Consider the following 17660-nt stretch of genomic DNA (forward strand, 5'->3'; position numbering starts at 1 on the left):
CTAGGGTTTCTGCCAAGCGCTGATGTGGGCCAATCGCTGCCGCGCTGTCGCGCAAAGAACATGACGGTAGCCGACAGGATCCGAAGCTTCATTGCTAATCGATTTTAGGGCCGCTTTGCGGCCCATCGCGGCACAGGGGCCGCTCCCACACCCGTAGTCCCACCGCGGGGTTGCAGGCTATCGCGGTCACCTGTGGGAGATTCTATGGTAATTGCCAAGCGCTTAAGCGGCTTTGGGACGATATTCCTCTCCGCTTCTGATCAGGGCAAAGACCACTCGAGCCAGCTTGCGGGCCAGCATGACCAGGACTTGAGTCTTTTTAAAACCGCGGCTCTGCTTGTCTTCGTAAAACGTTTTCCAAGCAGCTGTCCTACCTGCTGACATCGCCGCGTTGTGCAGCAAACGACGGACCTCTGGATCGCCTCGTTTGGTCAACGTCGAGCGTTCTTTTTTCTTGCCCGACTGAGCCACTCGCAGGTCCATTCCTAGAAAGGCGATAAAGGCATCGGCACTCTTGAACTCGCCTCGCTGGTAGGTGGCGACCAAACGCGCAGCGGTAAGAAAACCAATACCTTCAACTTTCATACACTGCTTTACTAACGGCATCAGTCCTGCCTGGTCGAGCAGCTTCTTGATCATGTTTTCAATGAGGTCTTCAAGGCGCTTCATCGAGGTGAGCTGGGACTTCAAAAGGTTCTTGAGCAGCGGCTCACCCTCCCAGCTCAGTCTCAGCGCTGTACGCGTCTGGACGAGCATCGCGCGCCTGCGAAACAGGCTGACAAGGTCGCGATAGAGTGTCGAAGGGGGGACCCAGGGGGTAAGATTAGCGCCTTCGTTCTTGAGGTACCGGGCCAGTACCCTTGCATCGATCGGGTCAGTCTTGGCGCGTGAACCAATACCTTTTCGGTAGTGACTCAGGGCATAACCATCCATCAAGTAAAGGGTATGTCCTGCTTCATGGACCATATCGGTAAACAGCAGGTGATAGACATTGGTGGCCTCGATTGCAATCGAGACCTTGCCGTGCAATGCCTTGATCCATTGCTTGATGGCCGTCTTGTTGTTGGCAATAGTGCTCAACTGTCCGGAGCTGTCTTCGTAAATGACGAGCTCAGCCTTAGCAACGTCGACGCCTATGATCGTGCTGTGTTCGGATGATGGCATTGCCATGAGCGCGTCTCCGCAGGTAAGGTCTAAGGGCTTGAAGGGCCACCCAGAGGCGCAGGCTTGTACTTTCGTCGGTCAAAACCGGAAGCATTCCTTATCGGCGCTTAGGTGAAGGGAGGAGGGGCGAAATCTCCCACGGTCTGTACTGCGCGAACAGTCAGAAGCGGATCTAGTCCCTCCTCCTCCCTTCAAGTCCTACCATACAAGCGGCCCCTGTGCCGCGATTGGGCCCGCAGGGCCCACAAAGTCCTTCAAGTATTTGCTTTAAGATCAAAAAGATATTTGTGTTCTATGAGAGCGGCCCCTGCCGGGGCGCCGGACCGGCCGCGATCACGGCTTTTCACCCTTCCCTGGCTTCGTCCAGCTTCAACGTGCCGTTGTCGAAGATGTTCAACTTCTGCCGCAGCTCGCGCGGCTGCATCGGCGCCACGCTGCTCTGGTCTGGCGCGGCGGCGCCAGGGGCCGCCGGTGCAGGGGCGGCGGCCGGGGCAGGCGTCGATGCATTCGGCGCGGGTGAAGGCGCCGGGCTCGGTGCGGCTTCGGGTGCGGCCGGCGTGCCCTGCTCGCCCTCGATGTCGCGCTGGGCCTTCTTGGTCAGGACGATGATGTCGATGCGTCGGTTGACCGGGTTGTACGGATCCTGGCGATCGAACAGCGACGAGGAGGCATAGCCCACCACCCGCGCCACCTGATCGTCCGGGTAGCCGCCCACCACCAGCGCGCGGCGCGCGGCATTGGCACGGTTGGCCGACAGCTCCCAGTTGCCGAACTCACCATTGCCGGCATAGGCCTTGGCGTCGGTGTGGCCGCTGACGCTGATCTTGTTCGGCACGGCCTTGATGGTGTCGGCCATGGCCAGCAGGATGTCTTCGAAATACGGCTGCAAGCGTGCGCTGCCCAGCGCGAACATGGGCCGGTTCTCGGCGTCCATGATCTGGATGCGCAAGCCGTCCTGGGTGATCTCGAACAGGATCTGGTCCTTGAACTTCTGCAGTTCGGGATTCTGGTCGACCTTGTTCTGCAACTCCTGCAGCAGCAACTCCAAGCGCTGGTGCTCGAGCTGCTCGGCCATGGTCTGCACCTGGTCCTGGTCCATGTCGAGGTTGTCGCGCTTGAGCGGCTCGGTCTGCTGCTCGGGGTTGATGGTCTTGTCCGGCGCCAGCTCCGGCGAGCCGCCCAGGTCGATGACGTAGGGCGTGCCGCTTTCGGTGAACCCGATCGGGTCCTTGAAGTAGCCGGCGATGGACAGTTTCTGTTCGGGCGTGGCGGTCGACAGCAGCCACAGCACCAGGAAGAACGCCATCATCGCCGTGGCGAAGTCGGCGAAGGCGATCTTCCAGGCGCCGCCATGGTGCCCGCCGCCGAAGCGCTTGACGCGCTTGATGATGATCGGCTGATTGTTCTCCATGACTCAGCGACCGCGAACGGCTTGTTCCAGCTCGGCGAAGCTCGGGCGGTGCTTGGGGTACAGCACCTTGCGCCCGAACTCGACGGCCAGCGACGGCGGCATGCCGGAGGCGGAGGCCACCAGTGACGCCTTGATCGCTTCGTACAGGTTCACTTCTTCCTTGGCATCATGGGCCAGGCAGGTGGCCAGCGGGCCGAAGAAGCCATACGCCGCCAGAATACCGAAGAAGGTCCCCACCAGCGCCGCACCCACGTGCATGCCGATGGCCGCCTGGTCGCCATCGCCCAGCGAGGCCATGGTCACCACGATGCCCAGCACCGCCGCGACGATGCCGAAGCCTGGCATGCCGTCAGCGACCCCGGTCACCGCATGGGAGGGGTGCTCGAGTTCTTCCTTGAGGCTCAGCAGCTCCATGTCGAACAGGCCTTCGAGCTCATGGGGCGCCATGTTGCCGGTCGACATGATGCGCAGGTAGTCGCAGATGTAGGCCGTCATGCGCTCATCGGCCAGCACCCCGGGGTACTTGGCGAAGATTGGGCTGGCGGCCGGGTCTTCGATATCGGCCTCGACCGCCATCATGCCTTCGCGACGGCTCTTGTTGAGGATCTCGTAGACCAGCCCGAGCACGTCGAGGTAGAACGCATGCGTGAAGCGCGAACCGAACATCTTCAGCGACTTCTTGATCACGTGCATGGTCATGTAGCCAGGGTTGGCCTGGAGGAACGCGCCGAAGGCGGCCCCGCCGATGATCATCACCTCGAAAGGCTGGATCAATGCCGCGATCTTGCCGTGGGAAAGCACGTATCCGCCGAGCACACTCGCGAATACGACGATGATGCCGATAATTTTAGCCATGGTTCAAAGCACTTGCTGTCGTGGTCAGGGGGTGGGGCGGGCGCTTGAAAACGCTTCTTCTCTTTATCGGCAGAACTGCGCCAGACTATAGTCAGTCCAATCGAAAAGCCAGTTGAAGGCCGATGTCAGAATGCCAGATGACGCCAAGGTGACCGCCCCCAAGCCCCCCGCCACGCTCGATGCCTGGGTCAAGCTGCTGGACGGCGTGCGCCTGCCGGTCCCCAAGGCCAGCCATGACCGCGTGCTGTCGGCCATCAACGACAGTCGGCGCTCGCTGCGTGACATCGCCGACCTGATGCAGGGCAGCCCGGCGCTGGTCTTGAGCGTGATGCGCGAGGCCAACCACTCGGCCAATGCCAGCCAGGCCGAGCCTGCGGAAAGCCTGGAGATCGCGCTCAACCGGCTGGGCCTGGAGCGTACGGCGCGCCTGCTGGCACGCCTGCCGGCGATGGATGGCGAAACCATCCCGCCGGTGCTGCGTCAGTTCCAGATGATCAGCCAGCACGCCAGCCAGCAGGCCAGCGGCCTGTTCGCCAGTCGCCTGGCCCGGCTGTGGCAGGAAATCCACTGGGGCAGCCTGCTGTTCCTGTCGCCCTTGTGGCCCCTGGCCGCGACCTATCCGGCACTGCTCGATGCCTGGGAGCTGCGGGTGATCCACAAGGGGGAAGAGGCCACGGCGGTCGAGCACGAGCTGTTCGGCGTGCGCATCATGGAACTGTGCCAGGCCGTGGCCACCCACTGGCGCCTGCCGGAGTGGGTGACCCAGGGCTATCGCCTGCTGCTCGAAGAGCGCGAACAACTGGTGCAGGTCCTGAACATCGCTCGCGAGCCCGAACCGCTGGTGCAGCAACAGCGGCTGGACGAAGAACCCGGCCTGCGCCGCTGGTTCAACCAGCCGGCCAATACCGTGTTGCTGGCCAACGGCCTGGCGCTGGCAGCCCAGGTCGGCTGGGACAACCCGCACCTGCTGCGCTGGCAGTTGCTGACCGGCCTGTACTTGCAGACCTCGCTGGACGACGTGCAGCAGCAGGTCCACCAACAGGCCGCCGCCAGTGCCCGCCGCCATGCGCGCAAGGCCTTGTTCCACCCGGCCGAGGCCCTGATCTGGCCCTGGGACCAGCGCCGCCCCCATCCAGACATGCTGACACCCCCGCCGCCCAGCGCCCAGGACATGCAGCAGTGGCGTCGGCTGTGCGGCGAGCTGCTGGCCCAGCCCAGCCCTTTCACCAACCTCGTGCACCTGGCCACCCAGGCGCGTGAAGCCCTGCTGGTCAGCGGCATGCAACGGGTGCTGCTGCTGGCACTGGACCGGGTCAACCAGCGGCTGCGCGTGGTGCAGAACGTCGGCCTGCCCGCTGAAGCCACACGCCTGGAACTGGCCCTCGACCAGAGTGCCGTCCTGCAGAAGCTCGCCAGCCAACCCGGTCAGCTGCGCCTCACGCCCGACAACCGCACGCGCCTGTCGAGTCTGTTGCCGCCGCCCCTGTGGGCCCTGTGGCGCAGTGAACACCTGCTGATGCGCTCGCTGGCCGTCAATGGCCAGGTGGCGATGCTGATGATCGTCGACCAGCACGGCCGTCCGCTGAGCGACGTCAGCGTGCAGGCCTTCGGCAAGACCGCCCAGTGCATCGAGCGTGCGCTGGCCACCTTCGGTAGCCGCAACGCCTGAGCCTTGCGCTACAATCGCCCCTTCAACTTCCCCGTGGAGACTGCGGATGACCGACTTTTCCGGCCTGCCCCTGGTAATCGAACCGGCCGATCTGCTACCTCGGCTCGACAGCCCCGCGCTGATCCTGGTGGACCTGACCAGCGCGGCCCGGTACGCCAGCGGTCATATCCCCGGCGCACGTTTCGTCGACCCCAAGCGCACCCAGTTGGGTCAGTTGCCGGCCCCTGGCCTGCTGCCCACCCAGGCCGAGCTGGAAAAGCTGTTCGGTGAACTGGGGCACCGCGCGGATGCCGTCTACGTGGTGTACGACGACGAGGGCGGCGGCTGGGCCGGGCGCTTCATCTGGCTGCTGGACGTCATCGGTCATACGCAGTACCACTACCTCAACGGCGGCGTGCTCGCCTGGCCGAGCGACCGGCTCAGCACCGAGGTTCCGGCACCGGCGACCGCCCCCGTGCACCTGCACTTGGACCCGGCCCCGACCGCCACGCGCGAGTACTTGCAAAGCCGGCTGGGGCAGCCGGACCTGGCGGTCTGGGATGCACGCGCCCCGGCCGAGTACCGGGGCGAAAAAGTGCTCGCGGCCAAGGGCGGGCATGTCCCCGGTGCGATCAATTTTGAATGGACCGCCGGCATGCAGCACGATGACCACCTGCGCATCCGTACCGACCTGGCGTCGGTACTCGCCGGACTGGGCATCACGCCGGACAAGGAAATCATCACCCACTGCCAGTCTCACCATCGTTCGGGCTTCACCTACCTGGTGGCCAAGCACCTGGGTTACCCACGGGTCAAGGCCTATGCCGGCTCCTGGGGCGAATGGGGCAACCACCCGGACACGCCTGTCGACGTTTAAAGGAAACCTATGAAATCCCGATTGTTCATCCTCAGTCAGTACCTGCTCCCGCACCACCTGCTGTCGCGCCTGGCCGGCTGCGTCGCCGAATGCCGCGTGCGCTGGTTCAAGAATGCCTTCACCGCCTGGTTCGCCAAGCGCTACCAGGTGGACATGTCCCAGGCGCTGGTCGAAGACCTGACCGCCTACGAGCACTTCAACGCCTTCTTCACCCGTGCGCTGAAAGCCGATGCGCGCCCGCTGGACCCGACGCCCGGCGGCATCCTGTGCCCGGCCGATGGCGCGGTCAGCCAGTTGGGCCCCATCGAACACGGGCGCATCTTCCAGGCCAAGGGCCATAGCTACAGTGCCCAGGAGCTGCTGGGCGGCGACCCGGCGATGGCAGCACCGTTCATGGGCGGGGAATTCGCCACCATCTACTTGTCGCCGAAGGACTACCACCGCGTGCACATGCCGTTGGCCGGTACGCTGCGCGAGATGGTCTACGTGCCCGGTCGCCTGTTCTCGGTCAACCAGACCACGGCGGAGAACGTGCCCGAGCTGTTCGCCCGCAACGAGCGGGTGGTGTGCCTGTTCGACACCGAGCGCGGCCCCATGGCCGTGGTGCTGGTGGGCGCGATGATCGTCGCCTCGGTCGAGACGGTCTGGGCCGGGCTGGTAACGCCGCCCAAGCGTGAGCTGAAGACCTTCCGCTACGACGAGGCCAGCCGCACGCCGATTCACCTGGAGAAAGGTGCGGAGCTGGGTCGCTTCAAGCTCGGCTCGACCGCCATCGTGCTGTTCGGTCCGCAGCAGGTGAAGTGGCAGGACCTGCTGGGCGCCGGCTCGGTGGTGAACATGGGCCAGTTGCTGGCCGTGCCTGCCCAGGCCTGAGGCCTGATCGAACGCGTGGCCTGATACCTTCAGGCCACCTGCCCTCTCGAGGCCGGATCCACCGGCCGCGATGGCCGCGAAGCGGCCCTGAAAGCCGATCAGCAGCCAAGCCTCGGTCCTGCCAGCCGACGTTTACCGCGCCTTGCCGCCCGCCTCGCGATCACGCAACCCCAGCAGGTACAGCACCCCGTCCAGCCCCAAGGTCGAGATGGCCTGGCGTGCCGACTGTCGCACCAGGGGCTTGGCGCGGAAGGCCACGCCCAGACCGGCCAACGCCAGCATCGGCAGATCGTTGGCGCCGTCGCCGACCGCGATGGTCTGCTCCAGGCTGAGCCCTTCTTTGTGCGCCAGCTCGGTCAGCAGGTCAGCCTTGCGTTGTGCGTCGACGATAGGCTCCACGGCCACGCCGGTCACTTTGCCGTCCACCACTTCCAGTTCGTTGGCGAACACGTAGTCGATGCCCAGGCGCGCCTGGACCTGCCTGGCGAAGTACGAGAACCCGCCCGAGAGGATGGCGGTCTTGTAGCCCAGGCGCTTGAGTTCGGCGAACAACGTCTCGGCCCCTTCGGTCAGGCGCAGCGACGCCCCGATCTCATCGAGCACGCCCACGTCCAGCCCCTTGAGCAACGCCATGCGCTCCTTGAAGCTGGCGCGAAAATCCAGCTCACCGCGCATGGCCCGCTCGGTGATGGCCGCGACCTGCTCGCCCACGCCGGCCGCCTTGGCCAGTTCGTCGATCACTTCGGCCTCGATCAGCGTCGAGTCCATGTCGAAGACTGCCAGCCGACGGTGGCGCCGAAACAGGTCGTCGTTCTGGAACGCCAGGTCGATGTCCAACGCATCGGACAAGCCCAGGAAGTCCGCACGCAGCGCCTGTGCATCGGCCGGCGTACCGCGCACGGTGATCTCGAGACAGGCCTTGCCCGTGTCCACCGGGGCGTCCAGCGCCACACGCGACGACAGCCGCTCGATGCGCTCGATGGTCAGGCCATGTCGGGAGATTGCCGCGCTCACCTGCTGCAACTGCTCGGGGCTGACCTTGCGGCTGAGCAGGGTCACGACATGGCGCGCCTCGCGCTGCCCTTCCACCCAACGCTGGTAGTCCGTCTCGGACACGGGGGTGTAGCGCGCCTGCAGGTCCAGCTCGTGCGTCTTGGACTGCACGGCCTGCAACAGCGCCGAGGCCGCCTCGTTGTCGGGAATGGTCACCAGGATGCCGAACGACAAGGTGCCGTGCATCACCGCCAGACCGATGTCGAGGATGCTCACGCCGCCCTGGAGCAGGACGCCGGTGATGGCCGCGGTAAGACCGGGACGGTCCTCACCGGTGATGTTGATCAGGACGATTTCGCGCAAGACCGGGCTCCAAAATGATGAAAAAGGCGCATTCTACCGATTTTCCGTGACAATCGGGCATGGTGGACGCTTTGCCGACAAAACTCCGCTCGCTATACTGCGCACCACTTTTCCGCCATAAAGAGCCGAGCTCTGTGAACCGGCCCACGCCCGTCAAGCCAGACAACTTCTTCGTGATGCTCTTCCGTGCCCTGCGCCAGCGTCGTCTCCCGCTGGTGCTGCGGATAGCCTTCAACAACCTTTTCCTGGTGGCCTTGGCCCTGGTGATCTACGCCTGCGTCATGGGGCTGCAGTTCAAGCAGGCCATGCACGAGCAGGCGGACGCGCTCGGACAGAGCCTCATCACCCAGACCGCCACGTCGGCCACCGAGCTGCTGGTGGCCAACGACATCCTCAGCCTCAACGTACTGCTCGGCAATCTGGCGAAGAACCCGCTGGTGGCCCACGCCGCCATCTACAGCGTGGACAACCGGATCCTCGCCGAAGCCGGGCAACGCCCTCGCAACGGTCTGCTTGGTGAGGCCAAGGGCGTGTACCAGACGCGTATCACCTTCCAGGACGTGACGGCCGGGCAACTGCGCATCAGCCTGGACATGGAGCGCTTCCATCAGCCGATGCTGATCAGCCTGCAAAGCATGGGTGTGCTCGCGGCCATCCTGGCCGTGTTGTGCCTGGTGCTCAGCCTGCGCACGGGGCGCTCGATCACTACGCCGCTGCTGCAGTTGCGGGTCTGGTTGCGCGAGCCGCACCCCTACACGCCGGCCACCGACCGCCAGGACGAGATCGGCGATATTGCGCGTCAGCTGCATGCGCGCCTGGCCCCTCCACCACCGCCCGAGCCGGACGTCGACGAACACGACGAGGTGTACGACGAAGCGCATGACGATGAGGCATTCGTCGAAACACCACCGGCGACCAGCCCGGCAGCACGGGCTGCGCGTCCGGCGATCGCCCCGCTGACCGCCAGCGATGACGAGCATGACGATGAAGCCTTCGCCGACCTGGTGGTCGACCAGCCTGCTCCGGCCAGCGCGCCGCAGCCTGCCGCGGTCGTCAAGGCCGAACCGCAGACCAGCGCGGTGCTCGCCGTGCAGCTGGGTTCCCAGGATCAGCTGCGACGCTTGCCACGCACCCGCCTGAACGAGCTTCAGGAACGTTATCGCGATTGCCTGGAGCAGGCGGCCTCGCTGTACGAAGGCACCATGTACACCTTGAACGATGGCAGCACCTTGCTGCTGTTCAACAGTGGCGACAGCGGCGAAGACTACCTGACCAACGCCATCTGCTGTGGCGAGCTGTTGCGCGCCTTGGGCCATGCCTTGCAGATCGAAGTCGCGGACAGCGGCATCACCCTGCAGATGCAGTTGGGCCTGATGCTGGGCCAGGACCTGCACGGCCTGAGCCAGGTCGACCTGTTGCTGACCGAAAAGGCTCAGGGTGCCCTGGCGCTGTCGCAGCACAGCCGCAACCTGCTGCTGGTCGAACGTAGCGTGGGTGAAGATGCCCTGGTCCGCCAGCGCGCACGCATCCGCCCGATCGCCAGCCCGGAAGGCGCCAGCTGCGTCGAGCGCCTGATGGAGCCCTACCCCTCCATGCTCGAGCGCCAACTGGCGCGGATGCACGAGCGACGCGGGCAGTGAAAGCAAAGGTGGTCGAATGACCACCTTTTTTCGTTGAGCGCCGAGCCTCGACGGCCCTATCGCTGGCAAGCCAGCTTCTATATAACAAAAAATAGGTTGTTGATTTCAAAGGAAATAACTTCAGAGCTTTGTGGGCCCTGCGGGCCCAATCGCGGCACAGGGGCCGCTCCCACAGGAGGCAGTGATGGTCTGCAACGCCGCGGTGGGGCTACGGGTGTAGGAGCGGCCCCTGCCGGGGCGCCGGACCGACCGCGATGGGCCGCAAAGCGGCCCTAAAATCGATTAGCAATGAAGCTTCGGATCCTGTCAGCTATCCCCATGTTCTCTGCGCGACAGCGCGGCGAGGCGGCGGACGGACTCTCACAAATACTCACTTCAGGCAGGCATTAGCACGATAGCGACGCTGCCTATGGGAGCGGGCTTGCCCGCGATAGCGGTGGTAGATTCGGCACATGACCAACAGGATCAATGCTGGCCTGCCAGCCTTGAGGTGAATGAACTGGCCTTATCGCTGGCAAGCCAGCTCCCACAGATACTCACTTCAGGCAGGCATAAGCACGATAGCGACGCTGCCTATGGGAGCGGGCTTGCCCGCGATAGCGGTGGTAGATTCAGCACATGGCCAACAGGATCAATGCTGGCCTGTCAGTCTTGAGGTGAATGAACTGGCCCTATCGCTGGCAAGCCAGCTCCCACAGGTACTCACTTCAAGCAAGCATCCGCACGATGGCGATGCTGCCTGTAGGAGCGGGCTTGCCCGCGATAGCGGTGGTAGATTCGGCACATGGCCAACAGGATCAATGCTGGCCTGCCAGCCTTGAGGTGAATGAACTGGCCTTATCGCTGGCAAGCCAGCTCCCACAGGTACTCACTTCAAGCAAGCATCAGCACGATAGCGACGCTGCCTGTGGGAGCGGGCTTGCCCGCGATAGCGGTGGTAGATTCGGCACATGGCCAACAGAATCAATGCTGGCCTGTCAGTCTTGAGGTGAATGAACTGGCCTTATCGCTGGAAAGCCAGCTCCCACAGGTACTCACTTCAAGCAAGCATCAGCACGATAGCGACGCTGCCTGTGGGAGCGGGCTTGCCCGCGATAGCGTTGGTAGATTCGACACATGGCCAACAGGATCAATGCTGGCCTGCCAGTCTTGAGGTGAATGAACTGGCCCTATCGCTGGCAAGCCAGCTCCCGCAAAGGGCCAGGCCTGACTTGAAGAGGTGGCGAGGCGGCTGGCCTCCCACCCTGGTGCTGGCAACCTGGGTTCTCAGAACCGATAGACTTCCAGATCAGTACGGATCGGCGTGGCCATCGGGATCTTCGGCTTCTGTGCATCCTTGCGCACCTGGGTGGGTGCGGCAGGTTTCTTCGTCGACTCTTCGGCGATCGCGGGCTGATTGGCCAGCGGCTTGACCGCCGTGCTCAACTGTTCGGCCAGTTTCTGCAACAGCTGCCCCTGCGCCTGCACCTGAGACGCTTCGCTGCCTTCATGGGGCTGCTCAAGGTGGACGATGCGGTTGTCACGCACCTTGCCCCGACGATCGAGCAGGCGCCACTGGGCGTCCAGAATCGCGGGCTGATCGACGCCCGAATCGAGTCGGGTGATCGAGAGCAGTACCTGCACGTCCGGGCTGAACCCGGCGGTGGCCGGCGCCAGCACCACGCGCTGGCTGTCCAGGCGCCAGGCCAGCTGGCGTACCAGCAACTGATCGATGTCCGACGACAGGCTACCTGCCCAGCGCCCGGCGGTCGCGCCGGTCAGGCTGCCGTCGGCCTGGCGTTGCAGCAGGGTTTCACGTTGCAGGTAGTCAGCGACCGACACGGGGCCGAGCACGACGGCCAGACCCGCATGCTGTGACGGCTGACCCGGGTTTCCGCTGTCGAGCTGATAGAGAGCCGTGGGCTGGTGGACGCTGCATCCGGCCAGGCCCAATACGCCAGTCATCAACCACACAAATGGAAGGCGCAGAACGTTCATTCATCCCATCCAGGCGGCCGCCATGGTCGGCGGACCGCAGTGATACGTGTCAAGTTCGGTAGGGGCACACAGCGACGCTGGCGCCAAGAGGCGCCTATCATCCGCGAAATGCCCGGGCAACTCCAGCCTTTCCGCCGGGACGCCCCTCGAACGAACGTCCCGGCCGGCCTGGGTTCAGTCGACCGTCAGCGCGTCGACACGCTGGAAACCACGTGGCAGTTTGTTGCCTCGCCGTCCCCGCTCGCCTTTGTAGTGATCGAGGTCCGCGCCCTTGAGCGACAGCGTGCGCTTGCCCGCACTGAGCACCAGGGTGGCGCCCTCGGCCAGCACGGCCAAGTCGGTCACGTACTCTTCGCGATTGGCCACGCGCTCCCCAGGGATGCCGATGATCTTGTTGCCCTTGCCCTTGCCCAGTTGTGGCAGGTCGGCGATCTTGAACACCAGCAGGCGGCCTTCGGTGGTCACGGCGGCCAGCCAGTCCTGCTCGCGGTTGGGCACGGGGCGCGGGCTGATCACCTTGGCTCCTGCCGGCAGGCTGAGCAGCCCCTTGCCGGCCTTGTTCTTGGTCTGCAGGTCCTCGCCCTTGACCACGAAGCCGTAGCCCGCGTCCGAAGCCACCACGTACAGCGCGTCGTCCTCCGGCAGCAGCAGGCATTCGAAGCTCGCCCCCGGCGGCGGCGTGAGGCGCCCGGTCAGCGGCTCGCCCTGGCCACGGGCCGACGGCAGCGTATGCGCCGCCACCGAGTAGCTGCGCCCGGTCGAGTCGATGAACACCGCCGACTGGTTCGAGCGCCCTGGCGCAGCGGCCTTGAAGCCGTCCCCGGCCTTGTACGACAGGCCGGTGGCGTCGATGTCGTGGCCCTTGGCGCAGCGCACCCAGCCCTTCTCCGAAAGCACCACGGTCACCGGCTCGGTGGGCATCAGCTCGTTTTCCGACAAGGCCTTGGCCTCGGCGCGTTCGATGATCGGCGAACGGCGATCGTCGCCGTAGGTCTGGGCATCCTTGATCAGCTCGCTGCGCACCAGCTTCTTGAGCTTGGCTTCGCTGCCCAGCAGGCCCTGGAGCTTGGCCTGCTCCTTGAGCAATGCGTCCTGCTCGCTGCGGATCTTCATCTCTTCCAGGCGCGCCAGCTGGCGCAGACGCGTCTCGAGGATGTAGTCGGCCTGGGTCTCGCTCAGGCCGAAGCGGGCGATCAAGGCCTGCTTGGGGTGATCCTCGGTCCGGATGATGTGGATCACCTCGTCCAGATTGAGGAAGGCGGTGAGCAACCCGTCGAGCAAATGCAGACGCTTTTCGACCTTGTCCAGGCGGAACTGCAAGCGGCGACGCACGGTGTCGACGCGATACTGCAGCCACTCCTGCAGCAGCGCGCGCAGGTTCTTCAACTGCGGGCGACCGTCCAGGCCAATGATGTTGATGTTGACCCGGTAGGTGCTCTCCAGGTCGGTGGTGGCGAACAGGTGCTGCATCAGCTCCTGGGCATCGACCCGGTTGGAGCGCGGAATGATGACGATACGGCACGGGTGCTCGTGGTCCGACTCGTCGCGCAGGTCGGCGACCATCGGCAGCTTCTTGGCCTGCATCTGCGCGGCGATCTGCTCGAGCACCTTGGCGCCGGAGACCTGGTGCGGCAGGGCCGTGACGACGATGTCGCCCTCCTCGACCCGGTACACGGCGCGCATGCGAATCGAGCCGCGACCGTTTTCGTAGAGCTTGAGCATCTCGGCCCGTGGCGTGATGATCTCCGCCTCGGTCGGGTAGTCCGGCCCCTGGATGTGCTCGCACAGCTGCTCGACCGTCGCCTTGGGTTCGTCCAGCAGGCGTACGCAGGCGGCGGCCACTTCGCGCAGGTTGTGGGGCGGGACGTCGGTGGCCATGCCGACTGCGATCCCGGTGGTGCCGTTGAGCAGGATGTTGGGCAGGCGCGCAGGCAGCACCGCAGGTTCCTGCAAGGTGCCGTCGAAGTTCGGCACCCAGTCCACCGTGCCCTGACCGACTTCTTCGAGCAACACTTCGGCGTAGCGCGACAGCCGGGCTTCGGTGTAGCGCATGGCGGCGAACGACTTGGGATCGTCCGGCGCCCCCCAGTTGCCTTGACCGTCGACCAGGGTGTAGCGGTAGCTGAAGGGCTGGGCCATCAGCACCATGGCTTCGTAGCAGGCCGAATCACCGTGCGGGTGAAACTTGCCGAGCACGTCACCGACGGTGCGCGCGGACTTCTTGTGCTTGGCGTCGGCGTCTAGGCCCAGCTCGCTCATGGCGTAGATGATGCGTCGTTGCACGGGCTTCAAGCCGTCGCCGATGTGCGGCAGAGCACGGTCCTTGATCACGTACATGGAGTAGGTGAGGTAGGCCTGTTCGGTGAAGGCAGCCAGAGAGCGGCGCTCGACACCGTCGAGACTGAGTTCCAGGGAGTCGCTCATGCGTGCCTCGTCATTTCAGGTTCTGGCGCAGCAGCAAGGTACCGCTGCGCTGGGTGAATTCAAGTTGTTTCAGGGCGCTCATGCCGAGCAGGATCTGATCGCCGTCCAGGCCCGGCACGACCATCGCGCGCACGTCGCGCAGGCGGATGTCGCCCAGTTGCACGCTGTTCAGGCGCGTGCGATAGCCTTCGGTGCGGCCATTGGCGGTGCTGACCTGCACCGGGGCGCCGCGCGCGAGGTCGAGCTGCCGGGCCACGCGCTCGGGGATCGCCACGTCGGTGGCCCCGGTGTCGAGCATGAAGTGCACCGGCTGCTCGTTGATCGCGCCGTCGACGACGAAGTGGCCCTGGTGATTGCCCACCAGACGCACTTCGACGAAGCCGGGGCCATGGGCGGAGCGCACCTCGGTATTGGGGTTGTGCTGCCGCTGCTCCCAGGCACCGAAGAACCGGGTAGCCAGGAACAGCGCCGCCGCCCAGGCCAGGATCATCAGCACCTTGCCCGCGCGCTTGCCAGGTGGGGCGCTCAAGGCGCGACGCTCCAGCCGCCCTTGGGCGCGGCAAAGCGCCAGACGATGGGCCGGGTTTCCCCGTCGGCACGCTGGGCATTGTTGTTGTCCAGGCCGATCCAGGCCCCCTGGCGGTCGATCACCAGCGCCTCGGCCAGCCCGTAGGGTTCGTCGTAGCGTCGGCCCTCGGCCAGCCCTCCGTCGGCGAACGACCAGCAGCGCTCCACATCGCCGCTGTCGGGTGCGCGGCGGCAGATCTGGTAGGCATTGCGCTCGAGGGTGAACAGCTTGCCCTCGAACCAGGCCAGGTCGGAGAAATCCCGTGGGATGGGACGGGTCCGGCCGGTCTGGGCCGGCGGCGGCGCCTTGCCCGCTTCGCTGAACAGCACGCAGCCTTCCACGCAGGTCCACACCGCCTGCTGTCGCTGCAAGGCCACCAGTCCACGCCGCTCGCGCTCGGCGGCCAGCCACAGGCGGTCGCCCGCCGGGTTCACTGCCAGCCCCTCGAACAAGGCATTGAAGTGCAGCAGCATCCCGCTGGCCCGCGCCTGACGTACCATGGCCGGATCGATCCGGAGCCATTCGACGTCACCGCTGGGCGGCACCCGCAGCACGCCGGCCTGGGCTTCGCTGACCACGTAGGCGGTGCCTTGCTGGTCGCAGCTGATGCCTTCGAAGTCCAGGGCCCCGCCGCGCAGGTAGGCGGCCGCCCAGGTGCTCGAGCGCATCCCCCAGGGCAAGCCGCTGTCCGGCGCGGGCGGCGCCTGGAACGTCCGGGCCTCGGCCTGCCAAGTGCTCGCCCGTGAGTCGAGCCGGTAGATCTGGTCGTCGTCACGGTCCGACACGGCCCACAGGTGGCCCTGGCACAGCGCCAGTCCGGACAGGTTGCCGCCGCGCATGCCCTCGACGGGATGTTCGGCGACGAATTCCAGCTCGGGCCACGACGTCGCGTGCGCGGGCATCACGACCGATGCCAGACACGCCAGGCCCAGGCTCAGGACCGTCCGGATCACTCCAGCACCTCGGCCAGGTTGCCCTTGGTCTCGAGCCAGCTCTTGCGATCGCTGGCGCGCTTCTTGGCCAGCAGCATGTCCATCACTTCACGGGTGCCCTGCACGTCGTCCAGGGTCAGTTGCACGAGACGGCGGGTGTTCGGGTCCATGGTGGTCTCGCGCAGCTGCGGCGGGTTCATCTCGCCCAGCCCCTTGAAGCGGGTCACCTGGGGCTTGCCGCGCTTCTTCTCGGCCACCAGCCGATCGAGGATGCCGTCGCGCTCGGCCTCGTCCAGGGCGTAGTAGATCTCCTTGCCCAGGTCGATGCGGTACAGCGGCGGCATGGCCACGTAGACGTGACCGGCGTCGATCAAGGGCCGGAAGTGCTGGACGAACAGCGCGCACAGCAAGGTGGCGATGTGCAGGCCGTCGGAGTCGGCGTCGGCGAGGATGCAGACCTTGCCATAGCGCAGCTGGGTCAGGTCGGTGGCCCCTGGGTCAACGCCGATGGCCACGGCGATGTTGTGCACTTCCTGGCTGGCCAGGACCTCGCCCCCGTCGACCTCCCAGGTGTTGAGGATCTTGCCGCGCAGCGGCAGGATGGCCTGGAACTCCTTGTCCCGCGCCTGCTTGGCCGAGCCGCCGGCCGAGTCGCCCTCGACCAGGAACAGCTCGGCGCGCATCGGGTCCTGCCCGGCGCAGTCGGCCAGCTTGCCCGGCAGCGCCGGCCCCTGGGTCACGCGCTTGCGCTCGACCTTCTTGCTGGCCTTGAGCCGTCGGCCGGCATTACTGATGGCCAGCTCGGCCAGTTGCAGGCCTAGCTCGGGGTGGGCGTTGAGCCACAGGCTGAACGCATCCTTGACCACGCCCGAGACGAAGGCCGCGGCTTCACGCGACGACAGGCGCTCCTTGGTCTGGCCGGAGAACTGCGCGTCCTGCATCTTCATCGACAGAACGAAGGCGATACGCTCCCAGACATCCTCGGGCGCCAGCTTGACGCCCCGTGGCAGCAGGTTGCGGAACTCGCAGAACTCGCGCATGGCGTCGAGCAGGCCCTGGCGCAGGCCGTTGACGTGCGTGCCGCCCTGGGCGGTGGGAATCAGGTTGACGTAGCTTTCCTGCAGGCTGTCGCCGCCTTCGGGCAGCCATAGCAAGGCCCAGTCCACGGCTTCCTTGTTGCCGGCCAGGCTGCCGCAGAACGGCTCGTCGGGCAGGCGCTGGAACTCGCTGACCGCATCGATCAGGTAGGAGCGCAGGCCGTCTTCGTAATGCCACTCGACCTTCTCGCCGGTGCCCTTGTCCTCGAAGCTGATCGACAGCCCCGGGCACAGCACCGCCTTGGCCTTGAGCACGTGCTTCAGACGGCTCACGGAGAACTTGGGCGAGTCGAAGTACTTGGCATCCGGCGCGAAGTACACGCTGGTGCCGGTGTTGCGCTTGCCGACCGTGCCGACCACCTGCAGCTCGCTGGCCTTGAAGCCGTCGGCGAAGCTCATCTGGTATTCGTTGCCGTCACGCTTGACCCGGACCCGGACCTGGCTGGACAAGGCGTTGACCACCGAAATACCGACCCCGTGCAGACCGCCGGAGAACTGGTAGTTCTTGTTGGAGAACTTGCCGCCGGCGTGCAGCTTGGTGAGGATCAGCTCGACCCCGGACACCCCTTCTTCGGGGTGGATGTCCACGGGCATGCCGCGGCCGTCGTCGGACACTTCCAGGGAATGGTCGGCATGCAGGATCACCTGGATCGAGCGGGCGTGACCGGCCAGGGCTTCGTCGACGCTGTTGTCGATGACTTCCTGGGCCAGGTGGTTCGGCCGACTGGTATCGGTGTACATGCCCGGTCGCTTGCGGACCGGATCGAGGCCGGAGAGGACCTCGATGGCGTCTGCGTTGTAGGCGCTAGCGCTGGGATTGGCCATGGATTCTCGTCGT

Annotated in this window: 13 protein-coding genes; 4 read left to right on the forward strand and 9 right to left on the reverse strand. The window is 65.2% G+C overall.

What is annotated here, in order from left to right; all coding sequences use genetic code 11:
• Window positions 1-222 precede the first annotated feature (222 nt).
• From APT63_17880 to APT63_17890, 3 genes are all read right to left on the reverse strand, one after another.
• Window positions 223-1170 (reverse strand): transposase, encoded by a 948-nt coding sequence (locus APT63_17880; GenBank protein ID AMA47335.1) that lies wholly within the window; start codon window positions 1168-1170, stop codon window positions 223-225.
• 337 nt (window positions 1171-1507) lie between these two features.
• Entirely contained in the window at window positions 1508-2575 is a 1068-nt protein-coding gene (locus tag APT63_17885; protein AMA47336.1) for a flagellar motor protein MotB, read from the reverse strand.
• Between the two features lie 3 nt (window positions 2576-2578).
• Window positions 2579-3430: a flagellar motor stator protein MotA gene (locus APT63_17890; protein AMA47337.1), complete on the reverse strand. Its 852-nt coding sequence runs from the start codon at window positions 3428-3430 to the stop codon at window positions 2579-2581.
• Window positions 3431-3560: 130 nt separating this feature from the next.
• Between APT63_17890 and APT63_17895 the strand changes: the two genes are divergently transcribed.
• From APT63_17895 to APT63_17905, 3 genes are read left to right on the forward strand one after another with little or no spacing between them, the layout of a single operon-like run.
• A complete protein-coding gene (locus APT63_17895; protein ID AMA47338.1) occupies window positions 3561-5099 on the forward strand; it encodes a histidine kinase in 1539 nt (512 codons plus the stop codon).
• Between the two features lie 46 nt (window positions 5100-5145).
• Entirely contained in the window at window positions 5146-5955 is an 810-nt protein-coding gene (locus APT63_17900; protein ID AMA47339.1) for a thiosulfate sulfurtransferase, read from the forward strand.
• A gap of 9 nt (window positions 5956-5964) precedes the next feature.
• On the forward strand, window positions 5965-6828 hold the full coding sequence (locus tag APT63_17905; GenBank protein AMA47340.1) for a phosphatidylserine decarboxylase: 864 nt from the start codon (window positions 5965-5967) through the stop codon (window positions 6826-6828).
• A gap of 132 nt (window positions 6829-6960) precedes the next feature.
• Here the strand turns inward: APT63_17905 and APT63_17910 are convergent, their stop codons facing one another.
• Complete coding sequence (locus tag APT63_17910; protein AMA47341.1) at window positions 6961-8184, reverse strand: phosphoserine phosphatase; 1224 nt, start codon at window positions 8182-8184, stop codon at window positions 6961-6963.
• A gap of 134 nt (window positions 8185-8318) precedes the next feature.
• Between APT63_17910 and APT63_17915 the strand changes: the two genes are divergently transcribed.
• Window positions 8319-9824 (forward strand): histidine kinase, encoded by a 1506-nt coding sequence (locus APT63_17915; GenBank protein ID AMA47342.1) that lies wholly within the window; start codon window positions 8319-8321, stop codon window positions 9822-9824.
• Window positions 9825-11090: 1266 nt separating this feature from the next.
• Here the strand turns inward: APT63_17915 and APT63_17920 are convergent.
• The 5 genes from APT63_17920 to APT63_17940 form a co-directional block, all read right to left on the reverse strand.
• On the reverse strand, window positions 11091-11801 hold the full coding sequence (locus APT63_17920) for a hypothetical protein (GenBank protein AMA47343.1): 711 nt from the start codon (window positions 11799-11801) through the stop codon (window positions 11091-11093).
• 174 nt (window positions 11802-11975) lie between these two features.
• Complete coding sequence (locus APT63_17925; protein ID AMA47344.1) at window positions 11976-14225, reverse strand: DNA topoisomerase IV subunit A; 2250 nt, start codon at window positions 14223-14225, stop codon at window positions 11976-11978.
• 10 nt (window positions 14226-14235) lie between these two features.
• The gene (locus APT63_17930) at window positions 14236-14754 is read right to left on the reverse strand and encodes an aspartyl protease (protein AMA47345.1); all 519 of its coding nucleotides are present in this window, start codon (window positions 14752-14754) and stop codon (window positions 14236-14238) included.
• Complete coding sequence (locus tag APT63_17935) at window positions 14751-15746, reverse strand: DNA topoisomerase IV (GenBank protein ID AMA47346.1); 996 nt, start codon at window positions 15744-15746, stop codon at window positions 14751-14753. Before APT63_17935 ends, APT63_17930 begins: the two co-directional genes overlap by 4 nt.
• Window positions 15743-17647 (reverse strand): DNA topoisomerase IV subunit B, encoded by a 1905-nt coding sequence (locus APT63_17940; GenBank protein AMA47347.1) that lies wholly within the window; start codon window positions 17645-17647, stop codon window positions 15743-15745. The genes APT63_17935 and APT63_17940 overlap by 4 nt, the downstream gene beginning before the upstream one ends.
• Window positions 17648-17660 lie beyond the last annotated feature (13 nt).

The sequence above is a fragment of the Pseudomonas monteilii genome (genome assembly GCA_001534745.1).
GTDB lineage: Bacteria > Pseudomonadota > Gammaproteobacteria > Pseudomonadales > Pseudomonadaceae > Aquipseudomonas > Aquipseudomonas alabamensis.

Coding starts and splice junctions, on each gene's coding strand:
- APT63_17880 (AMA47335.1), bottom strand. CDS start 1,170: ATGGCAATGCCATCATCCGAACACAGCACGATCATAGGCGTCGACGTT.
- APT63_17885 (AMA47336.1), bottom strand. CDS start 2,575: ATGGAGAACAATCAGCCGATCATCATCAAGCGCGTCAAGCGCTTCGGC.
- APT63_17890 (AMA47337.1), bottom strand. CDS start 3,430: ATGGCTAAAATTATCGGCATCATCGTCGTATTCGCGAGTGTGCTCGGC.
- APT63_17895 (AMA47338.1), top strand. CDS start 3,561: ATGCCAGATGACGCCAAGGTGACCGCCCCCAAGCCCCCCGCCACGCTC.
- APT63_17900 (AMA47339.1), top strand. CDS start 5,146: ATGACCGACTTTTCCGGCCTGCCCCTGGTAATCGAACCGGCCGATCTG.
- APT63_17905 (AMA47340.1), top strand. CDS start 5,965: ATGAAATCCCGATTGTTCATCCTCAGTCAGTACCTGCTCCCGCACCAC.
- APT63_17920 (AMA47343.1), bottom strand. CDS start 11,801: ATGAACGTTCTGCGCCTTCCATTTGTGTGGTTGATGACTGGCGTATTG.
- APT63_17925 (AMA47344.1), bottom strand. CDS start 14,225: ATGAGCGACTCCCTGGAACTCAGTCTCGACGGTGTCGAGCGCCGCTCT.
- APT63_17940 (AMA47347.1), bottom strand. CDS start 17,647: ATGGCCAATCCCAGCGCTAGCGCCTACAACGCAGACGCCATCGAGGTC.